Origin of the sequence: Kitasatospora sp. NPDC127060, assembly GCF_042724935.1 — a bacterium.
In the GTDB taxonomy this organism is placed as follows: domain Bacteria; phylum Actinomycetota; class Actinomycetes; order Streptomycetales; family Streptomycetaceae; genus Kitasatospora.
Genome location: NZ_JBHXEG010000028.1, coordinates 64,211 through 79,989, shown reverse-complemented (window position 1 = coordinate 79,989; position 15,779 = coordinate 64,211). Strand labels below are relative to the sequence as shown.

The 15,779-nt window shown below is 74.4% G+C and carries 13 protein-coding genes; 7 read left to right on the top strand and 6 right to left on the bottom strand.

All coding sequences use genetic code 11. The features are described 5' to 3' along the window. Nucleotides 1–61: 61 nt before the first annotated feature. Nucleotides 62–268 (bottom strand): hypothetical protein, encoded by a 207-nt coding sequence (locus ACFWIS_RS17905; RefSeq protein WP_380450921.1) that lies wholly within the window; start codon nt 266–268, stop codon nt 62–64. A 155-nt stretch (nt 269–423) separates the two neighbouring features. Here ACFWIS_RS17905 and ACFWIS_RS17900 point away from each other — a divergent pair, with 155 nt between their 5' ends. Together ACFWIS_RS17900 and ACFWIS_RS17895 are read left to right on the top strand one after the other, a co-directional pair. After that, a complete protein-coding gene (locus ACFWIS_RS17900; RefSeq protein ID WP_380450919.1) occupies nt 424–1,197 on the top strand; it encodes an SDR family NAD(P)-dependent oxidoreductase in 774 nt (257 codons plus the stop codon). A gap of 204 nt (nt 1,198–1,401) precedes the next feature. Continuing rightward, the gene (locus tag ACFWIS_RS17895; protein WP_380450917.1) at nt 1,402–3,252 is read left to right on the top strand and encodes an ABC transporter ATP-binding protein; all 1,851 of its coding nucleotides are present in this window, start codon (nt 1,402–1,404) and stop codon (nt 3,250–3,252) included. 126 nt (nt 3,253–3,378) lie between these two features. Here ACFWIS_RS17895 and ACFWIS_RS17890 read toward each other — a convergent pair whose 3' ends face one another. Further along, nucleotides 3,379–4,047 (bottom strand): lysophospholipid acyltransferase family protein, encoded by a 669-nt coding sequence (locus tag ACFWIS_RS17890; protein WP_380450915.1) that lies wholly within the window; start codon nt 4,045–4,047, stop codon nt 3,379–3,381. Between the two features lie 177 nt (nt 4,048–4,224). Here ACFWIS_RS17890 and ACFWIS_RS17885 point away from each other — a divergent pair, with 177 nt between their 5' ends. Beyond that, entirely contained in the window at nt 4,225–4,437 is a 213-nt protein-coding gene (locus tag ACFWIS_RS17885) for an EF-hand domain-containing protein (RefSeq protein WP_188304199.1), read from the top strand. A gap of 63 nt (nt 4,438–4,500) precedes the next feature. Here the strand turns inward: ACFWIS_RS17885 and ACFWIS_RS17880 are convergent, their stop codons facing one another. Then, entirely contained in the window at nt 4,501–6,822 is a 2,322-nt protein-coding gene (locus ACFWIS_RS17880) for a CDP-glycerol glycerophosphotransferase family protein (RefSeq protein WP_380450913.1), read from the bottom strand. An 887-nt stretch (nt 6,823–7,709) separates the two neighbouring features. Here ACFWIS_RS17880 and ACFWIS_RS17875 point away from each other — a divergent pair. Then, complete coding sequence (locus ACFWIS_RS17875; RefSeq protein ID WP_380450911.1) at nt 7,710–7,979, top strand: hypothetical protein; 270 nt, start codon at nt 7,710–7,712, stop codon at nt 7,977–7,979. A gap of 226 nt (nt 7,980–8,205) precedes the next feature. Then, nucleotides 8,206–8,652, top strand: coding sequence for a YjbQ family protein (locus ACFWIS_RS17870; protein WP_380450909.1), 447 nt, complete (start codon nt 8,206–8,208; stop codon nt 8,650–8,652). Here the strand turns inward: ACFWIS_RS17870 and ACFWIS_RS17865 are convergent. Beyond that, nucleotides 8,649–9,206 carry a DUF1990 family protein gene (locus ACFWIS_RS17865; RefSeq protein WP_380450907.1) on the bottom strand — a complete coding sequence of 186 codons (558 nt, stop codon included), beginning with the start codon at nt 9,204–9,206 and terminating at the stop codon, nt 8,649–8,651. The genes ACFWIS_RS17870 and ACFWIS_RS17865 overlap by 4 nt on opposite strands. Before the next feature lie 163 nt (nt 9,207–9,369). Between ACFWIS_RS17865 and ACFWIS_RS17860 the strand changes: the two genes are divergently transcribed. Then, nucleotides 9,370–9,603: a hypothetical protein gene (locus tag ACFWIS_RS17860; RefSeq protein WP_380450905.1), complete on the top strand. Its 234-nt coding sequence runs from the start codon at nt 9,370–9,372 to the stop codon at nt 9,601–9,603. A 28-nt stretch (nt 9,604–9,631) separates the two neighbouring features. Here ACFWIS_RS17860 and ACFWIS_RS17855 read toward each other — a convergent pair whose 3' ends face one another. Both ACFWIS_RS17855 and ACFWIS_RS17850 read right to left on the bottom strand, forming a co-directional pair. Beyond that, nucleotides 9,632–12,730 (bottom strand): AAA family ATPase, encoded by a 3,099-nt coding sequence (locus ACFWIS_RS17855; RefSeq protein WP_380450903.1) that lies wholly within the window; start codon nt 12,728–12,730, stop codon nt 9,632–9,634. Then, a complete protein-coding gene (locus ACFWIS_RS17850; RefSeq protein ID WP_380450901.1) occupies nt 12,727–13,896 on the bottom strand; it encodes an exonuclease SbcCD subunit D in 1,170 nt (389 codons plus the stop codon). The genes ACFWIS_RS17855 and ACFWIS_RS17850 overlap by 4 nt, the downstream gene beginning before the upstream one ends. Nucleotides 13,897–14,474: 578 nt before the next feature. Between ACFWIS_RS17850 and ACFWIS_RS17845 the strand changes: the two genes are divergently transcribed. After that, nucleotides 14,475–15,671 carry a hypothetical protein gene (locus ACFWIS_RS17845; protein WP_380450899.1) on the top strand — a complete coding sequence of 399 codons (1,197 nt, stop codon included), beginning with the start codon at nt 14,475–14,477 and terminating at the stop codon, nt 15,669–15,671. Nucleotides 15,672–15,779: the final 108 nt, after the last annotated feature.

Sequence of the window (15,779 nt, the reverse complement as noted above, 5' to 3'; positions counted from 1 at the left end):
GGGGACTGGAGAGGACGGAGAGGCCGGGCGCGGGCGCGGGGCCCGGAGGCCCGGGACCCGACTACCGGGTCGGCTTCTCCTTGGGGCCCTTCGGCGACAGCAGCAGCAGGCCGGCCAGCAGTGCGGCACCGGCGGCCTCGGGCAGGTACGTGGGCGCGTCGGACACGACGGCCTCGTCCTCCACCATCAGGCTCGCGAGTGTCTCGGCCTCGGCGAGCGTCGCGCTGGGTGACGTCGAGGCGGTTTCGGTGTGGAACTGAGTAAGCATCAGATGTGCCTCCTCGTCGGGCTTTCACCGCCCGGTCGGGCGATGCCCCTGTTCGACACTACGAGCACGATCCGGTGCCTGCATCCGCAACCCGCTGAGCTGGGACGTTGCCCTGGGTGTGGGCGCGGATGCGGTGAGTCGGTACGGTCTGGGGCATGACCACAGCCTTGATCACCGGCGCGACCGCCGGCATCGGAGCCGCGTTCGCCCGCCGGCTCGCCCGCAGCGGCTACCAGCTCGTCCTGGTGGCCCGCGACACCGGGCGTCTGGAGCGCGCGAGCGCTGACCTGCACGCCGAGTACGGCATCGAGGCGGAGGTGCTGACCGCCGACCTCGCCACCGACGAGGGCATCGCGGCCGTCGAGGCCCGGCTGTCCGACGCCGAGCGCCCGGTGGACCTCCTCGTCAACAATGCCGGCTTCGGCAACAAGGGCGCCTTCGGGACCGTCCCGCTCCAGGACGAGCTGGACATGCTGAAGGTGCACATCGAGGCGATCCTGCGGCTGACCACCGCCGCCCTGCCGGGGATGCGCGAGCGCGGCCGGGGCGCGGTCGTGAACGTCGCCTCGGTGGCGGCCTTCCTGCCGCGCGGTACGTACGGCGCGAGCAAGGCGTGGGTGGTGAGCTTCACCCAGGGCGTGCTGCGGGACCTCGGCGGAACGGGCGTGCGGATGATGGCGCTGTGCCCGGGCTTCACCCGGACGGAGTTCCACCAGCGGGCGGGCATGGGCACCGGCAACATCCCCTCCTGGTCCTGGCTGTCGGCCGAGCGGGTGGTGAACGAGGCGATGCGTGACCTCGCCCGCGGCCGCTCGGTGTCCGTGCCGGGCAAGCGCTACAAGCTGGCGGTGGCGATCGCCCGGATGCTGCCGTCCGGCAGGCTCGGCGGCCTGTCCTCGAAGGCGGCGCGCACCTACCGGACCGACTGAGGCGCGGGGCGGTCGGGCGACGCGGCCGAGGCGGGGGCGGGCCCGACCGATCACCGGGCGGCCCGCCCGGGGGTCGGTCGGGCCATCGGTGGCGGGTCAGGGCGAGGGAATAGAGAGAACCTCACTATTAGCTTGTCTAACTATGAGCTAACCCCGCTATGCTGATGAAGCCCGCCTGACCGTCCTACCCAGGGAGGCCCGTACTTGAGGCCCGCCATCGACTGGACCCCGCCCGACCGCGCCGAGGGCGACCCCCGCCCGCCGGCCCAGTGGCGCCGCATCCTCGCGCTGTTCCGCCCCTACCGGGGCCGCCTGACCACCGTCGGCCTGCTGGTCGCCGCCTCCGCCGTGGTGTCGGTGGTCTCCCCGTTCCTGCTCAAGGCCGTGCTGGACACCGCCATCCCGCAGGGCCGCACCGGGCTGCTCAGCCTGCTCGCGCTCGGGATGATCCTCACCGCCGTGGTGAACAGCATCTTCAACGTGCTGCAGACGCTGATCTCCACCACCGTCGGCCAGCGCGTCATGCACGACCTGCGCACGTCCGTCTACGGCCACCTGCAGCGGCAGTCGCTGGCCTTCTTCACCCGTACCCGCACCGGCGAGGTGCAGTCCCGGATCGCCAATGACATCGGCGGCATGCAGTCCACGGTGACCTCCACCGCGACCAGCCTGGTCTCCAACCTCACCGCCGTGATCGCCTCGATCGTCGCCATGGTCGCCCTCGACTGGCGGCTGACCGTCGTCTCGCTGCTGCTGCTGCCGCTGTTCGTCTGGATCAGCCGCCGGGTCGGCCAGGAGCGAAAGAAGATCACCACCGAGCGGCAGAAGCAGCTGGCCGCGATGAGTTCGGCGGTCCAGGAGTCGCTGTCGGTCAGCGGCATCCTGCTCGGCCGCACCATGGGCCGCTCCGACTCGCTGGCCCGGGAGTTCACCGGGCAGTCCGACCAACTCGCCGACCTCGAGGTGCGGGCCAGCATGGCCGGGCGCTGGCGGATGAACACCATCATGATCGTGATGGCCGCGATGCCCGCGCTGATCTACTGGGCGGCCGGACTGACCTCCGCCGCCGGCGCGCCGATCGTCTCGGTCGGCACCCTGGTCGCCTTCGTCACCCTCCAGCAGGGCCTGTTCCGCCCGACCGTCAGCCTGCTCTCCACCGGCGTGGACGTGCAGACCTCGCTCGCGCTCTTCCAGCGCATCTTCGAGTACCTCGACCTGCCGGTGGAGATCGCCGAACCGGAGCACCCGGTCAGCCTGGCCGACATCCGGGGAGAGGTCCGCTTCGAGGGCGTCGACTTCCGCTACGACCCGGACCAGGAGCGCCCGACCCTGGACGGCGTCGAACTCAAGGTCCCGGCCGGGACGTCACTGGCCGTCGTCGGCGAGACCGGCTCGGGCAAGACCACCCTCAGCTACCTGGTGCCGCGCCTGTACGACGTCACCGGCGGCCGGGTCACCCTGGACGGCGTGGACGTGCGCGAGCTGTCCTTCGACACCCTGGCCCGCGCGGTCGGCGTGGTCTCCCAGGAGACCTACCTCTTCCACGCCTCGGTCGCCGAGAACCTGCGCTTCGCCAAACCCGGTGCCAGCGACGACGAACTGGTCGAGGCCGCCCGGGCCGCGCAGATCCACGACACCATCGCCGCCCTCCCGGACGGCTACCAGACCCTGGTCGGCGAACGCGGCTACCGCTTCTCCGGCGGCGAGAAGCAGCGCCTGGCACTCGCCCGCACCATCCTGCGCAACCCGCCGGTGCTCATCCTGGACGAGGCAACCAGCGCGCTCGACAACCGCACCGAACACGCCGTCCAGCAGGCCGTCGACACCCTGGCCGCCGGCCGCACCACCATCACCATCGCGCACCGGCTCTCCACCGTCCGCTCCGCCGACCAGATCGCGGTGCTGGACCACGGCCGGGTGGTCGAACTCGGCACCCACGAGGAGCTGGTGGAACTGGACGGCCGGTACGCGGCGCTGCTGCGCCGGGAGGTCCCGGAGGCTGCGGAGGCGGCCGGAACGGAGACCGTGCCGGCTGCCGCGCTCGGACACGCGTAGCACCAGGCGCGAGTGCGTGCGCGAGTGCGTGCGCGGAGCCGGCGCAGGCGGGACGGGCACGGCGCCGCGGGGACGGACGAGCGGCGTAGGCGGGACGGACGTGGTGCAGCCGGGACGGACCGCGGCTCAGGCCGCCTTCGGGACCTCGTTGTAGCTCTCCACGACCTCCTGGCCGGAGAGCCGCTGGATCGCCGCCATCACCTCGTCGGTCACCTGCCGACGGGCCTTCAGCGAACGGGCCTGCCCGTGCAGCTCGTCGAAGTGCAGCGGCTCGCCGAAGCGGACGGTCACCTTCTTGATCCGCGGCACCCGCTTGCCCACCGGCAGGATCTGCTCCGGGCCCTCCAGCGCCACCGGCACCACCGGGACGCCCGCGGTCAGCGCGAGCCAGGCGACGCCCGTCTTGCCCCGGTACAGCCGGCCGTCCAGCGACCGGGTGCCCTCCGGGTAGATGCCGAAGGCCTTGCCGGCCTCCAGGATCTCCAGCGCCGACTCCAGCGAGGCCTGAGCGGAGCGGTAGGTGCCGCGCTCGACCGGCACGGCGCCGATCGATTCGAAGAAGCCCTTGGAGAGCCGGCCCTTGAGCCCGGTGCCGGTGAAGTACTCGGCCTTGGCGAGGAAGTGGACCCGGCGCGGGGAGGTGAGCGGGATCACCACGCTGTCGATGAAGGACAGGTGGTTGCTGGCCAGGATCACCCCGCCCTTGCGCGGCACGTTCTCGACGCCCTCGATGGCCGGACGCCAGATCCCCCGTGAAACGGGTTTCAGCAGGAGCCTGGTGGCGAGGTCGAGCACGGGTTCCCTCCCTGGACGAACGACCGCCCCGGAGGAGTCCGGGTCAGCAATCAGACCCGCAGACTACGACACCGACCCCGCCGCCCGTCCACTCCCGGCGACCGTGGTGAACACCACGGCCGGGTAGGGTACGGCCGTCCGAACCGAGCAAGACCCCGCAGTACCCAGGAGGGAACGATGGAGAGCGTCGAGGCCATCAAGGAGATGTTCGACCGTTTCGACCAGAACGGCGACGGCAAGATCACCCCGGCCGAGTACGCGCTGGCCGCCAACGAGATGGGCGACCACAGCGTCACCATCTCGATGGCGGAGGCGCTGATCCACGCGATGGACACCCGCCACCAGGGCTACCTGGACTTCGAGGAGTTCCTGGCCGCCCGCCAGCGCTGAATCGCGCGGACGGGGCCGGTCGCCGTACCGGCGGCACCCGCCCCGTCCGAAGGCCGCTACCGCCTACGCTCCGTCCACCGGAGCCGCCGTGCCCGTACCTGCCGTGCCCGTACCTGCCGTACCCGTACCTGCCGTGCCCGCCGGAGCCGACGGCGCCACCGGGAACACCCGGCGCACCACCCGCTCCGCCGCCCCGCCGTCGTCCCAGACGCAGAACTTCGCCCGGAACCGCTCACGCGCCGCCGGCTCCGGATCGCCCGCGCGCAGCGCCCGCGCCAGCCCGTCGACGTCGACCGTGACCGCGCCCGGCGGCTCCGCGAACAGGTCGAAGTACACGCCGCGTTCGCGCTGGTACTCCGCCCAGTCCGGAGCGAATATCACCACCGGCCGGTCCAGCACCGCGTAGTCGAACATCATCGACGAGTAGTCCGTCACCAGCGCGTCCGCCGCCAGGTAGAGGTCCTCGACCACCGGGTGCGCCGACACGTCCACGATCTCCGCCGCGTCCTCACCGGCCATCAGGTCGCCCGGGCCGTCGGTGTGGAAGTAGTGGGTGCGCACCAGCAGCGTGAACCGCGGGCCCAGCCGCCGGGCCAGCTCCGCCACGTCCAGCAGCGGCACGTAGGCGCCCTTCCCGCCGCGGTGGGTCGGCGCGTACAGCACCGCGGTGGTGCCGGGCCGCAGCCCCAACCGCTCGCGCATCGCCCGCACTTCCGCGGGGGTGGCGTTGGCCAGCCGGTCGTTGCGCGGGTAGCCGGTGTCCAGCATCTCGTACCGGCCGGGGAAGGCCCGGGCGAAGTGCTCGCTGGTGTGCGGGTTGGAGGAGACCAGGAAGTCCCAGCGGTCGACGGCCTCCTGGAGCCGGTCGAAGTCCATCCCCTCGGCCGCCTCGGGCCGGCCCCGCAGGTCCATGCCCATCGCCTTGAGCGGGGTGCCGTGCTGGGTCTGGACGTGTACCGTGCCCTGGCGCTTGGCCATGGTGCGCGGGAAGTTGACGTTGTTGACGAAGTACTTGGCGGTGGCCATCGCCTTCAGGTACGCGGGGGTGTTGACCACCACGTACGGGACGCCGGGCGGCATCGCGTCGGCCTGCCGGCGGGTCTCCACCACCCACACGCCCCGGATCTGCGGGGCGAGTTCCTTCGCCTTCTCGTAGATCGCCGCCGGGCTGCACGCGTAACCCCGGTGCCAGTACGCGGCGTAGACCGCCAGGTGCTCGTCCAGCGGGAGGCGGCGGAAGGCGTTGTACGCGGTGAACCGGGCGCCGCTGCGCACCCCCTTCTTCACCGCCGGGGCCACCGCCCGTGCCCCGCGCTTGAGTTCGCGCGGCAGTCGGCCGGTGCGGCGAAGCTCGGCGTACGCGATCCGGGCGCCGCGGGCGGCCAGCCGGTACTGCACCCCGCGCACCCCGCCGGGGAAGCGGTAGCCCGCGGGGCGGTGGCGCTCGAAGTGCAGGGCGAGCCGGTGGAAGTAGTCCTGGCGCCGGTCCAGCGGGACGAGACCGGGGGTGTCGTAGACGTTCAACGCCTGACGGACGGTCCGGTCGAAGACCAGGGTGCGCAGCGACTCCGGGACGGGGCGGGCGCCGGGGCGGCCGGGTAGGTCCGGGTGATCCGGACTGTTCGGCCGGTTCGGGCGGTTCAGGAACGCGAAGATCGCGTCGTACTGGGCGAACACGTCGGCGTGCTTCGGGGAGGCGGTGGCGGTGATCGCGCCGTCCCGGCCGCGCCGGTAGAAGTAGCAGGGGCGGTCCAGGTAGCGCAGTCGCTCGGCGGCCAGCAGCGCCGGGTAGGTGACCGAGATGTCCTCGTAGTAGCCGCGGCCGAAGGCGACGTCCAGGCCCTCCAGGAAGGCACGGCGGAACACCTTGTTCCACACCGACATCACGGTCTGGAACAGCGCCGGGTGCTCGGCCGCCGTGCAGCCCTCGACCAGCGGGGAGCCGACCAGCACGTGCCGCCAGGGGTTGGGCTCGCTCCCGCCGTCGGGGTAGACGTGGGTGAAGTCGGTGAGCAGCACGTCGGCCGGCACCTCGCGGCGGCTCTCCTGCGCCAGCTCGTCCAGGATCACGCCGACCGTCCGCTCGGGCAGCCAGTCGTCGCTGTCCACGAACCAGACGTACTCGCCGCGCAGCCGCGGCAGGGCGGCGGCCCGGGCTCCGCCGAGGCCCTGGTTCTCGGTGAGGTGCATCACGCGCAGCCGGGGGTCGCGGGCGGCGTAGGCGTCCAGGATCGCGCCGGAGCCGTCGGGGGAGAGGTCGTCGACCGCGATGACCTCGAAGCGGGTCTCGGCGGCGGGGGTCTCGCCGAGGATCGAGTCGAGGCAGCGCGGCAGGTACCGCTCCACGCCGTGGACCGGGAGCACGATGCTGAGGAGGAGGGACACGCTGGCCGAGTCTACCGATCCACGCGGTGCGACCTGCGAGGACGTCCGGTCGGCGACGGTGGGCCGGAACGGCGGGTGCGGCGGGGCGGGAACGGAGGGTGCGGCGAGCGGTGGGAAATGGCCCGGGACCGCCGGTGCCGGGCCCCGTGCGGGGTGGCACCGGCAGTCTGGTGGCGGCCGGGCCGACCCTCTACGGCCGGCCGCCGGTCCGGGCACCGCGCGGGCCTGGCCACCGCAGCGTCGAGGTGACCGGGCAGTGGCCCGCAGGGAGCCGGAGTCCTTCTCGAGCCATTCATGACTCGAACACACGACTGGGTGCGGTGCGGGCACCTGCGTGTCGTCTCAGATATTGCTTGGAGGAACCGACGGAGTCAATCCCTCGAATGCGTTCACTTCATGAAGTCGCGCGGTGACGCGCTGATCCCGGTGGTCCCCGCGCTCGTCCGCGATCCCCCGCGACCCCCGTGATCCCGCGATGGCCCCTTCGGTGATCCCATTGGTGACCCCGTCGGTGACCCGTTCGGTGATCGCTTTGTCGACGTGACGGCTGTCCCCTATATGGGGAACCCCGGCGGGAGACCCGTCGCGCCCCGTCGCGCCCCGGAGCGATTCGTCGACACGGCCACCGCACCGGCCGTCCGCCCCCGTGCGCCCGGCGCATGCCGTCGGTGCGGGCGCCGGCCCCGCGCCTCCAGGCCCTGGTGACGGACGGCCGGTCGTGCACCATCATTGATGCCTAGTCGTGATCGCCCCGGGCGGCCCCTGGTGCACCGTCAGTTGACGTCGCACGGTACGGTGGCACAACACCAAGGACGGTTGCGCGAAGGCCGTCTCTCACGGATAGTCTTCGCCTCACGGCCCTGGCGCCTCGTAGGGGTGGGAAACTGATGGAACACATGCAAGTGCGGACTCGGCCCCGTGTGCCGGCGATCCAGTGCGGCGTCGGCGCGTCCGGCCGCCGGATCGAGCGACACCTGGCCGTGCTCGGCGCGCCTGCGCTCCCGGCGGTGGACACCGCCGAGGCGCTCGGGCTGATAAGGGAACTGACGCCGCGCGGCGCCGACGCCCCGGCGGCGGCCCGTCGTCGCCACACCCGGGTGTCGCTGCTGGCACCGCTGCGTCGGCTGCGCCGGAGCCTCTTCGGCGGACGCGGCTGAGATCCCGGAGCCGCGCTCCGGGCCTCGGCCCGGGACCGGCTCCCGAACGACCCGACGGACCACCGGTCCGTCGGGTCGTCGGCGTATCCGGAGGTTGGACCCGCCACTTTGGTCTGAGCCCCTCACCCTGGGTCTGAACCCCTCACCCTATGCGAGGCCACCGCTCCGGCGCGGGGAGTCGGCGAGGCAGTACGCCCGACCCGCTGACCTGGGTCAGGATGGCGCCATGGCGGACACCAACCACTCCACGTCGACCGGGCCCTTCCACACCACCACCCTGGAGATCGTCACCGGCAACCGCGAGGTCGCACTCGACATCACCGACCGCTGCGCCGCGTTCCTCGACGAACGGGCCGCCGGACGCGACGGACTGCTCAACGTCTTCGTCCCGCACGCCACCGCCGGGATCGCCGTCCTGGAGACCGGCTCGGGCAGCGACGACGACTTCCTCGCCACCCTGCGCGACCTGCTCCCCGCCGACGACCGCTGGCGCCACCGGCACGGCAGCCCCGGCCACGGACGGGACCACGTGGTGCCCGGCCTGGTCGCCCCGCACGCCACCCTGCCGGTGCTCGGAGGCCAACTGGCGCTCGGCGTCTGGCAGTCCGTGGTGCTGATCGACACCAACGGGGACAACCCGCGCCGCACCGTCCGGCTGTCCTTCCTCGGCTAGCGCTCCTGCGCGACGTGCCCGGCCACGGCCGCGAGGTAGCGCTCGATCGCCAGGTACTGGCAGAGCAGCGCCACCGGTCGGCCCAGCCGGGCGTACCAGGCGGACAGCCGGGAGAACGCGGCCACCTCGAACCACACCTCGCCCTCGGCATCCATCGACACCAGGAACGACTCCTCGCCGCACTCCGGATGCCCGGGCAGCGTCCCGTACGCGAACCCGATCCGGTCCGGCTCCACCACCGTCCACACCACCCGGCAGGGGATCACCAGGCGCGGCCACCGGCTGCCCGGCAGGCGCAGCCGCAGCAGCACGGTGGCCCCCTCCCGGGCCGGCCCGCCCGGGTGCACCGCGAACCCGGTGCCCAGCTGACTGCCCCACCCGAGCACGTACCGCCCGGCCCGCTCCAGCACCTCCGGCCCCCGCCCGAGGTGCACCCGCCGCCGCAGGTGCCCGTACCCCTCCGGCAACCGCCCACCCCGGGTCGCCCCCACCTCGCCGTACGTGGGCCCAGCCGCCCGGGCGGCCCGCAGCCGCCGTTCCAGATCGCCAACCATGCCGCCCACGCTAGAGCCCGTCCTCCGACCGCCCGCCCGCGGGGTGACGCTCCCCGAGCCGCCCGCCGGGAGGTTCCCCCAAGGCACAAGCGTGCCTCGCCTCATGGCCCCCGGCCCTGGGGGCGCCTTGCGGCGGGGCGCAGGCGGGGAGTAGGAAGGCGGTATGGGTGAGATCGGAACGGATGAGGGCCTGGTGAGCGGGGACGCGGCGGTCTGTGAGCTCGCGCCCGACGGTTCGGCGGAGGCGGCGCTGCGGGAGGACCCGGGGGCGGAGGGGCCGCGCGCCGACTGCGTGCTGTGCGGTGAGCCGACGGTACTGCCCGCGGATCAGCCGGGCAGCACGCTCTGCCCGACCTGTGCCTGGCAGCAGGCCCAGCGGGCCGCCTGTTCGGGCTGAGCGGGGAAGCGGGGCCGGGGCCGGAGACCTAGGCGTCCTCCCGTCCGGCCAGGGCCAGGGTGGAGCCGTGGCGGCCCTTGCGGACCAGGAGCTGGGCGGGGATCCGGCTGCGCAGGTCGGCGACGTGGCTGACGATGCCGACCGCGCGGTCGCGTTCGCGCAGGCCGTCGAGGACGTCCATCACCTCCTCCAGGGACTGCTCGTCCAGGGTGCCGAAGCCCTCGTCGATGAAGAGGGTGTCCAGCGGCATGCCGCCGGCCTCGTCGGTGACCACGTCGGCCAGGCCGAGGGCGAGGGCGAGCGAGGCGAAGAAGCTCTCGCCGCCGGAGAGGGTCGCGGTGTCCCGCTCGGTGCCCGTCCAGGCGTCGACCACCCGCAGGGCCAGGCCGGAGCGCTTGTTGCCGGTGCCCCGGTCGTCGCTGTGGACCAGGGTGTAGCGGCCACCGGACATCCGGACCAGCCGGTCGCTGGCCGCGGCCGCGACCTGCTCCAGCCGGGCCGCCAGGACGTACGACTCCAGGCGCATCCGCAGCCGGTTCTCGGTGGAGGTGCCGGCGGCCAGCGCGGCGAGCCGGTTGATCCGCCCGTAGCGGTCCAGCGCCGGGGCCAGTTCGGCGGCCAGGTCGCCCAGGCTCCGTCCGATGTCGGCCAGGGCCGCGCAGCGGTCCTGGGCCGCCGACCGGGCCGCGTGCGCTCGGCCGAGCCGGTCGGTGGCGGCGCGGAGCGCGGCCGCGGCGCCGGCCAGGTCGACCGGTGGACGGGCCGCGGCCTCGGCCAGCTCGGGCAGCGCCAGCTCGTGCCGGACGGCGGCCGACTCGGTGCGGTGCCGTTCCAGCCGGGCCTCCAGCCGGTCCCGCTCCTCGCGCGGCAGCAGGACGGCGAGGGCCGCGGCGGCGTCCGGGAACCCCGCCGCGGCGGCGGCCTTGCCGAGTTCCTTCTCGGCCCCGCCCAGCCGGGCCCGCGCCTCCGCCACCGTCCGGGCGGACTTGGCCGCCGCGGCGACCGCCTCGGCTAGCCGGGCCAGCGAGGCGGCCCGGTCGGCGACCGAGGCGGCGTCGCCTCGGGCGGCCGCGACCCGTGCGGTCAGCTCCCGCTGCTCGTCGTCCAGCGTCCGCAGTCGATCGGTGAGGACGGCGGCGCGCTCCCTGGCCTCGTGCAACTCGTCCAGCCGGCGGGTGCGGTCCTGCGACAGCCGGGCGATCTCCTGCCCGACCCGGCCGAGCGTCTCCGCCTCGTGCAGCGCGGTGCGGTGCTCCTGCTCCAGTTCGGCGAGGGAGCGCGCGAGCACGTCCGCGGCCTCCGGGCCGGCCGCGCCGGTGGCGGTCGCCTCGCGCACCCGCAGGGCGGTCAGCGCCTGGTCGGCCTCGCCCCAGGCCCGTTCGGCGACGGCTTGGGCCCGGCCGGCCCGCTCCTCGTCCTCGGCGCTCACCCGGCCGCCGTCGGCGGCCTCGGCGGGCGCCGGGTGGTCGGGCGAGCCGCACACCCGGCAGGCCTCGCCCGAGCGCAGTTGCTCGGCCAGCTCGGCGGCCATGCCCGCCAGGCGGCGGTCCCGCAGGTCCAGGCTGTACTCGCGGGCATCCAGCGCGGCGGTGCGCAGCTCGGCGACCCTCGGCTCGGCGGCCGCGATCTCGGCCCGCAGGCCGTCCCGTTCCCGGGCCGCGCCCAGGCGGGTGGCCAACTCGGCCCGCTGCCCGTCCAGTTGCTCGACCCGGGTGCTCGCCGCCTGGGCCCGGGCCTGCTGCTCCTCCAGCCGGCCCAACTCGCCCTCGAACTCGGCCAGCCAGCGTTCGGCCTCCTCGGCCAGCTCCTCGGCATCGACCCGGCCCCTGGTCAAGGAGTGCTGCTCGCGGGCGAGTTCGGCGCAGCGCCGCTCCTCCGCCCGGGCCGACTCCAGCCGGACCACCTCGGCGCGCAGCCGCTGCTCCGTCGCGGTCAACTCCGCTTCGGTCGGCTCCGCTTCGGTCGGCTCGACTTCGGTCGGCTTGGCTGCGGTCGGCTGGGCGATGTCGGACCAGGTCGGCGCGGTCATCCCGTCGCCCGCCCGGGCGAGCGCCGCCCGGTGCCGCCGCTCCGCCTCCCGAGCCCGCCCGAGCGCCTCGGCCGCACTCTCCCGCAGGCGCAGCGCCGACTCCACGCCGACCGCCTCCTGGGCGGCCGCGAGCCGCTGCCGGTCCCGCGCCGCGGCCGGCTCGAAGCCGGCCAACCGCTCGGCCTCGGCCAGCGCCTCGCGGTGCCGGCGCTGCCGCCCGGCAAGCTCCTCGGCGCCCTCCCGGCCCCGCTGGGCCGCCCGCTGGGCCGCCTCGGCGCCCGCGAGCGCGGCCTCGGCGACGGTCAGCTGCTCGGCGGCCCCGCTGCGCAGGATCGCCGCCCAGCCGAGCAGCCCGGCGGCCGGCTCGGCGTCGTCGTCCTCAGCCGGCACCCACTCCTCGGCGGGCTCGGCTTCGGGCCCGGCGGCCTGTTCGGCCTTGCTGGCGAGGTCCCGCAGCCGGCGCCGGCCGGCCTGGACGGCCGTCTCCTGGGCGCGGCGCTGCTCGGCGAGCCAGGCCTCGACGAGCCCGTAGCGCTCGGTGTCGAACAGTCGGCGCAGCAGCTTGCCGCGCTCCTCGGAGTCGCCCTTGAGGAAGCGGGCGAAGTCGCCCTGGGGCAGCAGCACCACCTGGCAGAACTGCTCGCGGCTCATGCCGATCAGCCGGTGGATCTCCTCCCCGGCCTCCTGGTGCGACTTGCTGACCGGCCGCCAGCCGGGGGTGCCGTCGCCCGTGTCGGCGGCCCACTCGCGCAGCAGGGTCTGCGGCCGTTCGACGGTGGTGCCGGTGCCGACCTTCTTCGGGCGGCGCTGTTCGGGCAGCCGGGTGATCTGCAGCCGCCGCCCGCCCAGCGTCAGTTCCAGCTCGACCTGGGTGAGCCGCTTGGGGTCGGCGTGGTCGCTGCGCAGCCGGTTGGCCCGGCGGGCGTTCGGCGTCTCGCCGTAGAGGGCGAAGCAGACCGCGTCCAGCACGCTGCTCTTGCCCGCGCCGGTCGCGCCGCGCAGCAGGAACAGCCCGGAGGCGGCGAGCGCGTCGAAGTCCACCGTCTCGCTGCCCGCGAACGGGCCGAAGGCGGTGACGGTGAGCCGGTGCAGCCTCATCGGGGCAGGTCCGCCTTCCGGTCGGCGCCCTCGCGGACGCGCTCGAAGCCCTCGCGCAGCCAGCCCAGTTCGTCCGGTTCCGGCTCGGCCCCTGGGCGGACGTGCCGCAGGAAGCCCTCGGCGATCTCCAGGTCCTCCCGGCCGCTGACCCGGGCCGCGTACGACCGGGACGGTTCGTCCCCGCCGTCCTCGGGGTCGAACAGCAACTGGAGGGTGTGCGGGAAGCGGCGGCGCAGCTTCTCCATCGGCTCGCTGGGGCGGGCCGCGTCGGTGAGCGTGGCCTGCACCCAGGACTGCTCGTGCTCCGCGTACTCCTCCTCGGTGAGCAGCGCCTCCAGGGTGCCGCGGAGGGTGGCGAGCGGGCGCGGCCGGGGACAGTCGACCCGTTCGGCCGTCACCGAGCCGTCGGCCGCGAGGTCGACCAGCCACATGGTCTTGCGCTGGCGGACCTCGGAGAAGGAGTAGGCGAGCGGGGAGCCGCTGTAGCGCAGGTGCGGGGCGAGGGTCTGGCAGCCGTGCAGGTGGCCGAGCGCGGCGTAGTGCACCCCGTCGAACACCGAGGCGGGGACGGAGGCGACCCCGCCGACCGCGATGTCCCGCTCGCTGTCGGACGCCGTGCCGCCGGTGACGAAGGCGTGCGCCAGCACCACCGCCCTGGTGCCCGCGGGGCGCGTCGCGAGGTCGGCCCGGACCTGCTCCATCGCCGAGCCGAGCACCGCCGCGTGCCCGCCCTTGGCCAACCCGAACCGCTCGCGCACCAGCGTCGGCTCCAGGTACGGCAGCCCGTACACCGCCACCGGCCCGTGCTCGTCCGCCAGCAGCACCGGCTCGGCGCACTCGCCCGGGTCCGTCCGCAGGTGGATCCCGGCCCGGCCGATCAGGCCGGCGCCGACCCCGAGACGGCGGGCCGAGTCGTGGTTGCCGCTGATGAAGACCGTCGGCACCCCGAGGTCGGCCAGCCGGTGCAGCACGTCGTCGAACAGCGCGACCGCGTCCAGGCTGGGCAGCGCCCGGTCGTAGACGTCCCCGGCGACCAGTACGGCGTCCACGCCCCCGGACCGGACCACGTCCACCAGGTGGTCCAGGAAGGCGCGCTGGGCGTCGTGCAGGCTCTCCCGGTGGAACGAACGCCCGAGATGCCAGTCGGAGGTGTGCAGCAGTCTCACTACAGCGCTCCTACCTGCGCGTTTGCCACTTCCATGTCCTCCGAGTCGGCACCGGGTCGGCACCGGCCGCGCGGCCGGTGCCTGGTCAGTACCGAGTATCACAGGACCCACCGACAGCGCCTCGTCCCGCACGGCCCTCTGACCCACCGCGACGGCGTCGACGGAGCGAAGCCGGCGTCCAAGGTGAGGTAGGCGTCCAAGGTGACGTCGGCCGCCTGGTGGGTCGACGCGAGCGGCAACAGGAGGTGACCTCGGCGAGCTGGTTCGACACGCCCGTGAGGCCGTCCTGCTGGTTCTGCTGGTCTCCGCCCCGCCGGCGCCCTGGCCGGCGGGGCGCTCTCATGGCTCAAGGGGCACTTTTTGGCCCGCTGAGGTGGAGATGGCGGGCGGGGGAGCGGCCGGTAGGGGCCAAGTTTGGTCCGCTGGTGGGTCCCGGCTGCCGGTGTTCGATTACTTGGGGTGGATTGTCAGTGGCTCTGTGTAGGTTCCGTGGCGTCGACGGCTCCGGGAGTCGGAGCGGTCGGTGCTGGTTCGCGCCGGCCGAGCGGGCCGGTGCGTCGAGTGGACGGAGGAACCCCATGGCTGTGCGGGAGACGGTGTACGAGGTGCTGGGCGTCGTGGCGGTGCGGAGCCGGCCGCCGGCGGGGCCGCGGGCGCTGCTGTTCGGCGGGCGCAGGTCCGGGCCGGGTGCCGGGTACGGCCCCGGGGCCGGTGGGCGGGAGGACGGCGGACCGGGCGGGGCGTCGCCGCCCGGCGGCGGTCGGCCGCCTGGCGCGCGGGCCGGTGGATCCGGTGGACCGGGCGGGGGCGGTGCGCGGGGGCGGCGCGGCGGCCGGGCCCGGGGCGCGCCGCCGCAGCCGGTGGCCGTGGCGCTGGCTGCGGAGGCGACCGACTTCGCCGCGCTGGCCGGGTACGGGCTGTTCGGTGCGCTCGGGCACCGGGAGTACCTGCTGCGGGCGGAGGAGCAGCTGAGCGGCCTGCACCGGCAGGGGCTGGAGGTGCACCTGCGGGTGCTGGAGGCGGCCGACTTCGAGGACTACTGCGCCGTGCTCGGGCTCGATCCGCGGGCCCCGGCCGCCCGGGTCGCGTACGCGGGGGATCCGGAGCTGGCCGGGGAGCCCTTCGTCTACGCGGGGGAGCCGCTGGCGGAGCTCCTCCCGGTGCTCGTGGACGACCACCGGGCGCGGGTGCGGATGTCCGTCGCCTGCGCGGCGCTGCTGGACGCGGTCGGCGACGACCTGGCGGGTCAGCGGCGGATGACGGCGGTGATGCGGTACGTGACCTCGGTCTACCTGGCGCTGGCCGAGGGCGCGGGGGAGGGCTGCCACCTGCTGACGCTGCGCTGCCACGGGCCGGAGGACGGCGAGCAGCTCACCTCGGCGGTGGACCTCTGCGTGGAGGAGGGGCGGCTGCAGTCCGCCGGGCGGGACGCGGAGGCGTTCTGCGTCACGCTCGCGGCCGGGGTGGCGTCCGGCGGTGAGGGGGCGCTGCTGCTGCACGGCGATCCGTCCGTGCCTCCGCCTGGTGGGCTCCGGAGCGGGCCGCCGGGTGGGCCTCCTGGTCGGTTTCCGGAGGCGGCGAGGCCCGGGCCCGCGGTGCGGGGCTGGGCGCTGACGGGTGGGCGGCTGCGGCCGATGACCGCCCATGAGGTGTTCGACGAGCTGGCCGACGACGCGGCGCGCGGGCTGCCGTTCCCGCCCGGTGTGGTGCCGCAGCCGGGGTTCCGGTTGCCGGGCTTCCCGGGGGCCGGGGCCGGAGGTGGGCCGCTGGGGTGAACAGGGCGTTCGCGGCCTCCGCGTCCACCATGCGGCGCTGGGGACTGTTCATCGACCGCCTGTTCGGGGAAGATCGGAGAAGATCAACAGCAGGAGCGCGCGGTACCC

Excerpts from the sequence above, each read along its gene's own strand:
- ACFWIS_RS17900 (WP_380450919.1), top strand. The coding sequence starts at position 424 with ATGACCACAGCCTTGATCACCGGCGCGACCGCCGGCATCGGAGCCGCG.
- ACFWIS_RS17860 (WP_380450905.1), top strand. The coding sequence starts at position 9,370 with ATGGGTGAGATCGGAACGGATGAGGGCCTGGTGAGCGGGGACGCGGCG.
- ACFWIS_RS17870 (WP_380450909.1), top strand. The coding sequence starts at position 8,206 with ATGGCGGACACCAACCACTCCACGTCGACCGGGCCCTTCCACACCACC.
- ACFWIS_RS17855 (WP_380450903.1), bottom strand. The coding sequence starts at position 12,730 with ATGAGGCTGCACCGGCTCACCGTCACCGCCTTCGGCCCGTTCGCGGGC.
- ACFWIS_RS17865 (WP_380450907.1), bottom strand. The coding sequence starts at position 9,206 with ATGGTTGGCGATCTGGAACGGCGGCTGCGGGCCGCCCGGGCGGCTGGG.
- ACFWIS_RS17845 (WP_380450899.1), top strand. The coding sequence starts at position 14,475 with ATGGCTGTGCGGGAGACGGTGTACGAGGTGCTGGGCGTCGTGGCGGTG.
- ACFWIS_RS17885 (WP_188304199.1), top strand. The coding sequence starts at position 4,225 with ATGGAGAGCGTCGAGGCCATCAAGGAGATGTTCGACCGTTTCGACCAG.
- ACFWIS_RS17875 (WP_380450911.1), top strand. The coding sequence starts at position 7,710 with ATGGAACACATGCAAGTGCGGACTCGGCCCCGTGTGCCGGCGATCCAG.
- ACFWIS_RS17905 (WP_380450921.1), bottom strand. The coding sequence starts at position 268 with ATGCTTACTCAGTTCCACACCGAAACCGCCTCGACGTCACCCAGCGCG.